Annotated in this window: 8 protein-coding genes; 4 read left to right on the forward strand and 4 right to left on the reverse strand. The window is 62.7% G+C overall.

The window, feature by feature from the left end; translation table 11 throughout:
- Positions 1–32: 32 nt before the first annotated feature.
- The 4 genes from ACIROW_RS01805 to ACIROW_RS01820 all read right to left on the reverse strand — a co-directional run bounded on the left by ACIROW_RS01805 (position 33) and on the right by ACIROW_RS01820 (position 3040).
- Complete coding sequence (locus ACIROW_RS01805) at positions 33–1685, reverse strand: GMC family oxidoreductase (RefSeq protein ID WP_402271230.1); 1653 nt, start codon at positions 1683–1685, stop codon at positions 33–35.
- The gene (locus ACIROW_RS01810; RefSeq protein WP_402271232.1) at positions 1682–2344 is read right to left on the reverse strand and encodes a sugar dehydrogenase complex small subunit; all 663 of its coding nucleotides are present in this window, start codon (positions 2342–2344) and stop codon (positions 1682–1684) included. Before ACIROW_RS01810 ends, ACIROW_RS01805 begins: the two co-directional genes overlap by 4 nt.
- Before the next feature lie 195 nt (positions 2345–2539).
- Entirely contained in the window at positions 2540–2737 is a 198-nt protein-coding gene (locus ACIROW_RS01815) for a hypothetical protein (RefSeq protein WP_402271234.1), read from the reverse strand.
- 114 nt (positions 2738–2851) lie between these two features.
- The gene (locus ACIROW_RS01820) at positions 2852–3040 is read right to left on the reverse strand and encodes a hypothetical protein (protein WP_402271236.1); all 189 of its coding nucleotides are present in this window, start codon (positions 3038–3040) and stop codon (positions 2852–2854) included.
- 255 nt (positions 3041–3295) lie between these two features.
- On the opposite strand from ACIROW_RS01820, the gene ACIROW_RS01825 reads away from it, so the two are divergent.
- The 4 genes from ACIROW_RS01825 (at position 3296) to treS (ending at position 12214) form a co-directional block, all read left to right on the forward strand.
- Complete coding sequence (locus tag ACIROW_RS01825) at positions 3296–3523, forward strand: dodecin (protein ID WP_402271239.1); 228 nt, start codon at positions 3296–3298, stop codon at positions 3521–3523.
- Between the two features lie 287 nt (positions 3524–3810).
- Positions 3811–5352, forward strand: coding sequence for a glycogen synthase GlgA (glgA, locus tag ACIROW_RS01830; protein ID WP_402271242.1), 1542 nt, complete (start codon positions 3811–3813; stop codon positions 5350–5352).
- 21 nt (positions 5353–5373) lie between these two features.
- Positions 5374–8739, forward strand: coding sequence for an alpha-1,4-glucan--maltose-1-phosphate maltosyltransferase (locus ACIROW_RS01835; RefSeq protein ID WP_402271244.1), 3366 nt, complete (start codon positions 5374–5376; stop codon positions 8737–8739).
- 1 nt (position 8740) lies between these two features.
- Positions 8741–12214 carry a maltose alpha-D-glucosyltransferase gene (gene treS / locus ACIROW_RS01840; protein ID WP_402271246.1) on the forward strand — a complete coding sequence of 1158 codons (3474 nt, stop codon included), beginning with the start codon at positions 8741–8743 and terminating at the stop codon, positions 12212–12214.
- The last annotated feature ends 75 nt before the right edge of the window (positions 12215–12289 follow it).

Consider the following 12289-nt stretch of genomic DNA (forward strand, 5'->3'; position numbering starts at 1 on the left):
GGAAAAAACGAGGAGGGAGCGAGCGATCATCATCACCCCTTCGCCAGCATCTTGCCGATGTCGTCGGCAGCACGCAGTCCCAGCGCCGCCATGCTCAGCGTGCTGTTGACCACGCTGGCCGACGGCATGGCGCCGCCGCCCGGCAGCCACAGATTGGCATGGTCATGCGCACGGCAATTGCCGTCCACCACCGAGTCTTTCGGATCGCTGCCCATGATCACACCGCCCATGACGTGATTGTTGGCGTTGAGGCTGGTGGTGATATTGAACTCGACCGCGCCGAACAGCTGGCCGATGTGTTCCAGCTGCTTGTGCGCCGCTTCCGCTCCTTTGCGCACGTAGTCGCCGACGTCGTAATAAATGTCCGGGCAAGCCAGGCCCAGCGGATCCTTGCGTGTCTTGCTCAGGGTCAGGCGGTTGTGCGCTTCCGGCAGGGGCTCGAGGCTGATCGACAAGTCCACGCCGAAGGCCGCGCGGCGACGGATCTCGTCGTCGAGTTCCGGGCCGACCAGGCCCAGCTTCAGCGCCTGTTGCGTGGCCGGACCGACGCGCGTGATGTTGTTGAGGATCATCTTGTTGGATGAGTACTCGGCACGGAAGTCGCCGTCGCGCGGACCCACCAGGCAGCTGCTCTGGGCCGGACCGCGGCCGGTCCAGATCGGCTCGTTGGCGAGGAAGGTGCAATGGAAACCGGAGTGATCCATCATGTTGCGGCCGACCTGATCGGACGAGTTGGCCAAGCCGTTCGGATTGGCGGCATTGGCGGCCAGCAGCAACAGGCGCGGCGTCTCGATGCCGTTGCAGGCGAACACGAACGCTTTTGCCGTCGCCTTGTGCGGCTTCTTGCCGGCGTCGTACCAGTAGGCCGCGGTGACGCGGTTGTTCTGGTCGGTGTCGACCTTGAACACCACCGCCTCGGACAGCACCTTGGCGCCTTTCATTTCGGCGCGCTGGACGTGATGGATGCCGTTGTACATCGCGCCGATCGGGCAGATCGGCTGGCAATTATTGTTGCCGCAGCAGGTCGGGCGGCCTTGCCACGGTCGTGTGCTGCGTCCCTGCGGAATCGGCACGGAGTTGTAGCCGTGCGCATTCACCACCTCGGCGAAACGCTTGTCGGCATAACCCCACGGGACCATGTCCATCGGATACGGTTTGCTGCGTTGGCTGGGCGACTGCAGGGCCGGGTCGTTCGGTCCTGCCACGCCCATTTCTTCTTCCGCGCGGCAGTAGTACGGCTCCAGTTCTTCATATGAAATCGGCCAGTCGCGGCCGACGCCATAGGTCGACTTCATCTTCAGGTCGACCGGCAGATGGCGCCAGCAAGACGCCGCCCAGTGCCAGGTGGTGCCGCCGACCGTACGCAGATAGCCCTGCTGAAAACCGTTGCCGTCCGGACCGGACAGCGCGATGTAGTCGTTCTTCGGAAAGTACAGCGGCGCCGGGGCGTTGGGCGCTTGCGGATAGAGGCCCTGATAGTCCGAGCCGACACGATTTTCGAACGGCATGTTGCGCCAGTTCTCGACCGCTTGCGCGCGTTCGATACGCAAACCGGCCTCCAGCATCAGCACCGAATAGCCCTGGGTCACAAGCTGATCGGCGATCATCGCGCCGACTACGCCGGATCCGACGATGACGACATCGGCCGTGGCGTCGCCATCGGCAGTAAAGAGTGGTTGTTTCATGTTTTTGCTTTTGGTTCGGGAGTGCCGGTAGTGGCGGGCGCCGGGGCAGGCGCAGGGGCGACGGGAGCGGAAACGCGGATCGCGGGCGGCGCCTTGGTCCACCACAGCGGGCCATAGTTGCAATAGGTCGGCACGGTCTGGCCGTCCGACACCGGCTGGTACATCAGCGCTTCAGCGTACGACACCACCACGGCTTGTTTGCCTTTGCCGATGGTGCCGGTGTACCAGGCCGCAACGATGGCCAGCGTCAGGTCGCGCAATCCGGCATCGGTAGCCGCAGCCAGCAAGGCCTTCGGTTCCTGGCCGTCCTGCAGCAGCGCGCCGAGGCGCGACGACTGCGCGGCGAAATCAGGATAGGTCTTGCGCATAGCGGCTTCGATCCTGACGCCGGTATCGGTCTTCAGGTCGGCATGGCCGGTGATGCGTTTGGAGAAATTCAGGAAGGTGAGGGCTTCAGGACTTGGTGGTGGCGCTGCAGCCGGAGCGGCCGGCGTCTGCGCATTGCTGAACAACGGGTTGCTCCAGAAGCCTGCTTCGGCAACCAGCGCGGCGAGACCGATCAGGATATGGCGCCGGCTGATGCCGCCGGTCAGTGTGGCTTTGCCGACTGTCGCGGGAGACCGGTCGGGAGCCGGGAAAGATGAAGAAGGTGACTTCATGAAGCGGCTCTTTTGCTGGGTGGTGGAACCTGGCGCATGTGAATTCCTGCGATTTCTTATTGGCTGGGATGGCGTAATGATAGCAATGTTAGCGCTAACATGCTTGAGGCGTTTTGAAACATGCCTTTATCGCAAAGTATTCGGTGACCTGCAGGAGTGCAGGAGTAGTGGAGAAAAGAGCGATGCGAAGAAACTTCAGCCGTCACTTTGCGGCGCGTCGCCGTCGAAAACGCGGAAGGCTTCATCTTCGTGCGCGGGCGGTGCTGGAGGAGCGGTGCCTTTCACGGGGGTGGGATGCGCCTGCGGCGTCTTGCCGGGATGGACGTCCTCAAGTTCGGCGTGGCGCTGGGCGCGACGGGCTTGCTCATGCAATTGATGGGAGGTATGGGACATGGCTGCTCCTTGCAGACGCATCGGAATAAAGCCGATGCCGGAAATGAAACGGCGGCCGGGAAGGCCGCCATTGTGCTCAACAACGTGAAATGGCTGCCGCCAATCAGCTTGCAATCAGGACGGAGTGCCTGCTTCCGCCTTTTCGGCGACATCGGCAAAACCGTCGACGCCTTCAATGCCGGCAATGCGCAGGGCAGTGCGATGACGCACCTGTTCCGCCTCCATCTCGCTGTCGTTCCTGGCGGCGTCCTGCTGGATATCCTTGGCGTTCGGTGCGGTTTTGTTCGGTTGAGATTTCAACATGGCGGTTCTCCTCAAGGGTGCAATGAAAAAGCTGCGGGCGCATCGGACGCAATGCGCGACTGAATCCAAGTCTAGTTTTGCATCCCCGCCGCCGCCATCGGCGTGCGCCGTATACGCCTGTAAGACGAACGGCAACCGCAGCTTTTCCTACAGGGCTTTCAGGCGGCCGCTTATAGGTTTGCCTGCGCCATCTGTCTAGCCTCGCTCCTGATCCACTGTATTTCATTCGCCTTCCACTTGCCTTCAGGAGACCCCATGAGCACATCCGCCGCCGCAGGAAACCACAGCTACAAAGTCGTTGAAGTCGTCGGTAGTTCAGACAAGGGCAGCGACGATGCCGTGCGCAACGCTATCGCCGATGCATCAGGCTCGCTGCATCACCTGGCCTGGTTCGAGGTCGTGAACCAGCGCGGCCATATCGAAAACGGCAAGGTGGCGCATTTCCAGGTCACGCTGAAGATCGGTTTTCGCATCGAAAAGTAGGGCGTGGCGGGCGATGTAGCTGCATCGCAGCATCGCACCAAGGTGTTCGCCCGACATGGCAGTAGGAGGCATCCTACAGTGATATGCGCCGGTGTCCGATGGTTCACTGCAACATGATTGGCTAAGGTAAGAACCATGCCGGGAATCAAGAGTACGCGTCTGAACGATCAAGAAAAAGAAGAGGGTCAACGCCGCCTCGCCATCCCGCGCTTTCCGATGCAAGGTTTTCGAAGTGCATCTTCCGGTCCAAATTTTATCCATGCCTTTGCCATGAACGGGGTGATCAATTGCAAGCTCGCGTCCTCTTAGTCAGTTCCGAAGCCGTACCGCTCGTCAAGACCGGTGGCCTCGCAGACGTTATCACCGCGCTGGCCGTCAGCCTGCGCAAACTCAACATCGACGCCAGCATCCTGATGCCTGGTTACGGCGTCGCCATCGCGCATGCCGAGGCGGACGCGACCACTGCACCGCTGCAGCCGCTGGCTTTGCCGCGGGATCTGCCGGGCGGTCCGGCGCGCCTGTTGCGCGGCGTGATGCCGGGCACTGACGTGCCGGTGCTGCTGCTCGACACCGAGCGCTTCCAGCAGCGCAGCGCCAACCCTTATATAGATCAGAGCGGCAACGAGTTCTGCGACAACGCGATCTGCTTCGCCGATCTCGCGCACGCCGCCGTGGCGATCTGCGCCGGTGAAACCGCCGTGCCGGCGCCGCACGTAGTGCATGCCAACGACTGGCATGCCGGACTGATTCCCTTCCTGCTGAAGACCGCCGGCCTGAATCACGTGGCCTCCATGCTGACCATCCATAACCTGGCGTTCCAGGGCAACTACGACTGGGATCTGGCCGCACAGTTGGGCCTTGTCCATGATGCGCAAGCCATGGCCAGCCTCGAATACTGGGGAAAGATCAGTTTTCTCAAGGCAGGCCTGCAGTATGCCGACTGCGTCACCACCGTCAGCAAGACCTACGCCCAGGAAATCCTGACGCCGCGTTTCGGCTACGGCATGGAGGGCGTGCTCAACGAACGACGCGCCGCCTTGCGTGCAATTCCCAACGGCATCGACAGCGAAGTCTGGAACCCGGCCGCCGATCCGCTGCTGCGTCATTCCTTCACGGTCGCCGACATGCGCGGAAAAACACTCTCCAAGTGCGAGCTGCAAAACATGTTCGGCCTGCTCCCGGTCGATCCGTTCGCCCCCATCATCGGTATCGGCAGCCGCATGTCGCACCAGAAGATGGCCGACGTCGTGCTGCAGACCTTGCCGAATGTCCTCGATCGCCATGAACGCATGCAACTGGTGGTGCTCGGCTGCGGCGAACGCAGCTATGAAGATGGCTTCCTCGATCTGGCGCGCCGCTATCCGGGCCGTGTCGGCGTCCACATCGGCTACGACGAAGAGCGTGCCCATGCCTTGCACGCCGGCTGCGACATGCTGCTGCATCCAAGTCGCTTCGAACCGTTCGGTCTGACGCCGCTGTACGCCATGCGCTACGGCACCATCCCGATTGCTTCACGGGTCGGCGGCCTGACCGACACCATCGCCGATGCCGGCGCACAGGGGCCGGCTGCGGCCGGCGCCAGCGGCGTGCTGTTCGACGGCGAAACCGCGCAGGACATGGAAGCCGCCATCGAGCGCGCCTTCGCACTGCACCGCAACGCAGATGATTGGCGCGTCATGCAACGCAACGCAATGAACACCGACTTCGACTGGCAAACGGCTGCGGCCGCCTATGTCGACGCCTATGCCGCGATTGCCCCGGCCGAAGCGAAACCGCTGTTTGCACGCAAAGCGCCTGATGTACAGGTCGCTCTGGAGCAAGCGGCATAAGACAACAAGCGAGACTAAGCATTGGAAAACCATGCCGCCGAGGCCTTTTCACCGCGTATCTATTGCATTGATCCCACGCTGGTTGGCAGCGGAGGATGGAGCGATCTGTTCGCGCGCTGCGCCGGCATGGGATTCGATCATGTCCTGCTGTGCGGCGACGGACTGATCGCCGGCCTGTTTGCCGGTGACGAGGGTAATGTCGAGAATCCCGTCGCCGGTTACGGCATGGGCAGCCTGGAACACCTGGAAGAACTCGCGCATCTGGCGACGGAACACCATCTGCGACTGCTGCTCGATCTTTCCGTCACCAGCCTGCACCGCAGCGACCAGTTGCTGCACAGTCATCCGGAGTGGTTTGCCGTCGTCGACACCTCCTCGCACGCATCGGAACAGGGCGGCCAGCTTCCCGATCCGCGCCGTCGCGACGGCGGCGCGTGCAAGGTCCTGACGCCGCAGCCACGCTTCAATTCTCCCGAAGTCGCCGAGGCCTTGCTCGAATGCTGGCACATGCGCCTGGCGATGCTGATCGATGCCGGCGTGGCCGGCTTCGTCTGTCACGATCCGGCCGGCTTGCCCGGCAACTTCTGGTGCCGGCTGGTCGAACGCACGCGGGAGCAACGGTCGTGCTGTCACTTCCTGGCGTGGACGCCGGGCTGCTCGTATCAACAATTGGAGCGCCTGGCCGGTTGCGGCTTCGACGCCGTGTTTTCTTCCGGCGCGTGGTGGGATTTCCGCGCCCCCTGGTATTTCCGCGAACACGAAAAGTTGGCCGCCATTGCGCCCGTGCTGGGCTTTCCTGAAGATCCTTTCGGCCCGCGCGCCGCACGCGTGCATGGCTGGCATGACAAGGACACGCGCCGCCTCGGCGCCGTCCGCGCCTTGCGCTTCGCTGCATTGAGCGGCAGCGGATGGCTGATGCCGATGGGGTTCGAATTCGGCTTGACCGAACCGCTCGGTATTGCCCGCAACGCCGCCGCATCGACGCGCATGCGCACGCCTCAGCAATTCGTCCAGGCCTGCGCCGAATCCGATTTCAACCTTGACGCCGAAGTGCGCGCCGCCAACCAGGCCATGTCGGCCGGAGGTTTCCGCCTGCGCACCGTGAGCGCGCCGGAAGCGCCGGTGTTGCTGCTGGCGCGCGAGGTAGGCGTGCATCAGCTGATCGCCGTCAATCCGCACCTCGGCCGCATGGCGCATCTCGACGACGGCGACTGGCAGCAGCGTCTGGGCGGCCGCATCCTCGACTGGCCGCCGGAACACGAGTTCGTCCTGCAACCGGGTGAAATCGCCCTGATCGAGTTGCAGACGCCTCCCGCAGTCGCCCCCGATCTCAATCGCCGCAAGAAGCCGGTGGCCGAGAAAGTGCGCACCGGCCGCATCGCCATCGAACAGGTGGCGCCCACTGTCGACGGCGGCCGTTTCGCCGCCAAGCGCACCGTGGGGCAGAGCTTCACGATCAGCGCCGACATTTTCATGGACGGCCACGATCACCTGGCTGCAGCCGTGCTGGTGCGTGCCGCCGACGAAAAGCAATGGAGACGCGTTCCCCTGCAACACGTCGGCAACGATCGCTGGCAAGCCAGCCTGTCGCTGCCGCGACTCGGTCGCCATTACTTTTGCATCGAAGCCTGGAGCGACGTGTATGAAAGCTATCGCGACGGCTTGCAAAAGAAGGCGTCGGCCGGCCTCAACGTCGACCTGGAACTGGAAGAAGGGCGCCTGCTGGTGGCCAACTTGGCCGAGCAGGCTCTGGAAAACGGCGTCGACGGCGCCGTGCTGGACGCCAGCGCAGCCTTGCTGAAATCCCTGACCGAAAAGAACGGCGACCGCCTGGCCGTGCTGCTGGCCGACGCCACCGCACAGCAGATCGACCGCCTGGCCGCACTGGCCGGCGCGCGCGCTTTCCTGGTGCGCAGCGCGGTCGAATATCCGCTGGAAACCGAGCGTCCGGCGGCAACGTATTCCAGCTGGTATGAATTGTTCCCGCGCTCGCAAAGCGGCGATGCGGCCGTGCATGGCACCTTCAATGACGTAGTCGCACGCCTGCCGGCCATTCGCGCGATGGGCTTCGACACGCTGTACTTTCCACCCATCCATCCGATCGGCAAAAAGAATCGCAAAGGCAAGAACAACAGCCTGACGCCGTCCGGCGACGATCCCGGTAGTCCTTACGCCATCGGCAGCGAGGAAGGCGGCCACGACGCCATCCATCCCGAGCTCGGCACGCTGGACGACTTCCTGCGCCTGCGCGACGCGGCGGCGGCGCATGGCCTGGAGCTGGCGCTTGATTTTGCGATCCAATGTGCGCCCGATCACCCGTGGCTGCAGGAGCATCCGGGCTGGTTCGCCTGGCGCCCCGACGGCTCGATGCGCTATGCCGAAAATCCGCCCAAGAAATATCAGGACATCGTCAACGTCGATTTCTACGCGGAGGACGCCATCCCCGATCTCTGGATCGCCTTGCGCGACATCGTGATGTACTGGGTGCAGCAGGGCGTCAATGTGTTCCGCGTCGACAATCCGCACACCAAACCGTTTCCGTTCTGGGAATGGATGATCGCTGCGGTGCGCAGCCGTTATCCGCAGGTGATCTTCCTGTCGGAAGCCTTCACGCGCCCGAAGCCGATGTATCGGCTGGCCAAGGTCGGCTTCTCGCAGTCCTATACCTATTTCACCTGGCGCCACGAGAAGCAGGAGTTCATCGACTATCTCGAAGAGCTCACCGCAGCACCGGACGGCGACAACCGTCCGTGCGATTTTTTCCGGCCGCATTTCTTCGTCAACACGCCCGACATCAATCCTTATTTCCTGCAGCGTTCCGGCCGTGCCGGCTTCGTGATCCGTGCAGCACTGGCGGCCACGTTGTCGGGCCTGTGGGGCGTCTACAGCGGCTTCGAGTTGTGCGAAGCGCAGCCGGTGCCGGGCAAGGAAGAGTACCTGGATTCCGAGAAATACGAAGTGCGCGCCTGGGACTGGCAGCGACCCGGCAACATCATCGAGGACATCACTCGCCTCAATCGCATCCGCCGCGAGAATCCGGCGTTGCAGACGCATCTGGGCGTGCATTTCCTGCCGTCGTCCAACGACAAGGTGCTGTATTTCGTCAAATCGACCGCGCCGGCCTACAGCGCCGATGCATCTGACGAACGCCTGCGCTTCGGCGACAACGTGATCCTGGTGGCGATCAACCTGGATCCGTTCAACGAACAGTACGGCGACATCGACATTCCCTTGCACGGCTTCGGTCTCGGCGACGACAGCCGCGTGCAGGTAGAAGATTTACTGACAGACAGACGTTTCAACTGGACCGGCCGCCGCCAGCCGCTCAGCCTGAATCCCGATAAAAATCCGTACGGCATCTGGCGCTTGCGCGCCATGGAGACATGAGATGGAAATTCCAACAGACAGCACGATGTTGCGCACCCGCGAACCACCTGCCGACATCAAGAAAGCCAAGGGCGAAAAAAGTGCAAAGAAGGAAGGCAAGGGCGGCCATCAGGACAAGGCCAGCCGCGCCAAGGCGCGCGCCGGCAAAGACGGCCTGCCGTTTACCGACGATCCGCTGTGGTACAAGGACGCGGTCATTTACCAGATCCACGTCAAATCCTATTTCGACGCCAACGACGACGGCATTGGCGATTTCGCCGGGCTGATCAAGAAGCTCGACTACATCGCCGGACTCGGCGTCAACACCATCTGGCTGCAGCCGTTCTACCCGTCGCCGCGGCGCGATGACGGCTACGATATTTCCGAATACAAGAACGTCCATCCCGACTACGGCAACATGAGCGACGTACGGCGCTTCATCGCCGCCGCGCATGAGCACGGCCTGCGCGTGATCACCGAGCTGGTGATCAACCATACCTCGGACCAGCACCCCTGGTTTCAGCGTGCCCGCAATGCCCGTGCCGGTTCGGTGGCGCGCAATTTTTACGTCTGGTCCGACGATGACAAGAGCTACGCCGGCACCCGCATCATCTTCCTCGACAGCGAAAAATCCAACTGGACCTGGGACCCGGTCGCCAAGGCCTATTTTTGGCATCGCTTCTATTCGCACCAGCCGGACCTGAATTTCGACAATCCGCAGGTGCTCAAGGCGGTATTTAACGTCATGGCGTTCTGGCTCGACCTCGGCATTGACGGCCTGCGCCTCGACGCCGTGCCGTACCTGATCGAGCGTGAAGGCACCTCCAACGAAAACCTGCCCGAGACGCACGCCATCCTCAAGCGCATTCGCGCGGAGATGGACCGCAAATATCCCGACCGCATGCTGCTGGCCGAAGCCAACATGTGGCCGGAAGATGTGCAGCAGTACTTCGGCGAGGGCGACGAGTGCCACATGGCATTCCATTTCCCGCTGATGCCGCGCATGTACATGGCGCTGGCCAGCCAGGATCGTTTCCCGATCACCGATATTCTGCGCCAGACGCCGGAGATCCCGGCCGATTGCCAATGGGCGATCTTCCTGCGCAACCACGACGAGCTGACGCTGGAAATGGTCACCGATGCCGAACGCGACTACCTGTGGAATTTCTACGCGCCAGATCGCCGTGCACGCCTGAATCTCGGCATCCGTCGCCGGCTGGCGCCGCTGGTTGAGCGCGATGCGCGCCGCATCCAGCTGCTCAACAGCTTCCTGCTGTCGATGCCCGGCACACCGGTGATCTATTACGGCGACGAGATCGGCATGGGCGACAACATCCACCTGGGCGATCGCGACGGCGTGCGTACGCCTATGCAATGGACGCTGGACCGCAACGGCGGCTTCTCGCGCGCCGACCCGGCGCGGCTGGTGCTGCCGCCGTTGATGGATCCGCAATACGGCTACCAGACCGTTAACGTCGAACAGCAGAGCGACGACCGTCACTCGATGCTCAACTGGATGCGCCGGCTGCTCAGCGTACGCAAGCAGCATCAGGCCTTCGGCCGCGGCACGCTGAAGGTCATCTATCCGAGCAATCGCAAGATCCTGGCTTACCTGCGCGAGTTCACCGACCCCAAGGAGGGCGGCGCCACAGAGACCATCCTGTGCGTGGCCAACCTGTCGCAATCGGCGCAGGCGGTCGAGTTGGAATTGTCGGCATTTGCCGATCGCATCCCGATCGAGATGATGGGGGGCACCGCCTTCCCGCCGATCGGCAAGCTCAACTATCTGCTGACGTTGCCGCCATTCGGTTTTTACTGGTTCCTGCTGGCCAACGAAGCGACCATGCCGTCGTGGTACGCCGCCACGCCAGAGCCGCTGCCTGAATACGTCACGCTGGTGTTGCGCCAGGGCGTCGGAGAAATCATGGAAGAGCCCGCGCGCGGCACGCTGGAGCGGGAAGTGTTGCCGCACTACCTGCTCAAGCGGCGCTGGTACGCCGCCAAGCAAAAGCAGATCGCGCGCATCGAACTGGCCACCGCTACCGAGCTGCCGATGTCCAAGAACGTCCCCGGCAGCCTGCCCATCCTGATGAGTGAAATCGTCGTACACGACGATGGCGGGGGACAACAGCGCTACCTGCTGCCACTCGGCTTCATCCGCGAGGAAGACACCGTCTCGGCGCTGCCGCACCAGCTGGCCTTGTCGCGTGTGCGCCGCAACCGTCATGTCGGTTTCCTGACCGATGCATTTGCGCTCGATTCCTTCATCATGACGGTGCTGGAGCTGCTGGCGGAAGATGCCGATGTCGCGGCCGGCGACGGCAATATGCGGTTCGTACCGACCGCTGCATTCGACCGCGCGGTCCTGCAGGCGCCGTTGCAATTGCGCCGCGTCGCACAGGAACAGTCCAACAGTTCGGTGGTGATCAACGACGCCATGGTCATGAAGGTGCTGCGCATGGTCAAGCCCGGCGTGCATCCGGAAATCGAAATGGGGCGCTACCTGACCAGTCACGGTTTCCCCAACGTGCCCGCCACCTTGGGCGAAGTGACGCGTCATGCCGGCGACGGCACACCCTATGCGCTGATCGTGCTCCAGCGTTACGTCGACAATCAGGGCGACGCCTGGCGCTGGACCATGGACACGCTGGAACGCGCTATCCAGAGCGACACCCTGGCCGACTCTTCGCCTTTGCATGGGGAGCATTCCCGCCACAACAATACCGCGTTGGCGGAGCTGGCATCGTTTGCACGCTTGCTCGGACAGCGTCTCGGCGAAATGCACACCTTGCTCGGCAAGCCCAGTGACGATCCGGCATTTTCTCCGGAGATCGTGCACACCGCCACCTTCCAGGGCTGGGCGCGTTCGGCCACCGAGCAGCTCAATGCCGCCTGCGACATTCTGCGCAAGAAAAACGACTGGATCGATGTCGACCAGGCGCGCCAGGTAGCCCGCTTGCTGGCGCAACGCGAGCCGCTGCAGAAACGCATCGAACAACTGGCGATGGCCGGCAACGGCTCGGCTGCGATTCGCCTGCACGGCGACCTGCATCTCGGCCAGATCCTGATCGCCTTCAACGATGTCTTCATCATCGACTTCGAAGGCGAACCGGCGCGCACGCTGGAAGAACGCCGCGCCAAGGGCAGTCCCTTGCGCGACGTCGCGGGCCTGCTGCGCTCGTTCGAGTATGCGGCGGCGTTCGGCAACAACATGGGGCCGGGCGACCTCGACGCCGCTGCCCGCGCCGGCAAGGAACAGGTGCTCAAACGCTTTGCGCCGGAATGTCAGGCGGCGTTCCTGGAGGGCTATCGCGTCGGCAATCCGACGCTGATGCACAGCCTGCCGCTGGCGGCGCAAAACGATTTGCTCGATCTGTTCACGCTGGAAAAGGCGGCCTACGAAATCTGTTACGAAGCAGCCAACCGTCCCGCCTGGCTGCATGTGCCGCTGGGCGGAATCCATGCCATCGCGGCGCGGCTGCTGGGCGGCAAATAGTCGGAAAAGCAGTCGCGAAGCAGCGTGATTCGGCGGCTGCACCACCAACACGCAAGAACAAGACCAAGAGGAATC

The organism is Herbaspirillum sp. NPDC101397, from assembly GCF_044767325.1.
Lineage (GTDB): Bacteria > Pseudomonadota > Gammaproteobacteria > Burkholderiales > Burkholderiaceae_D > Herbaspirillum.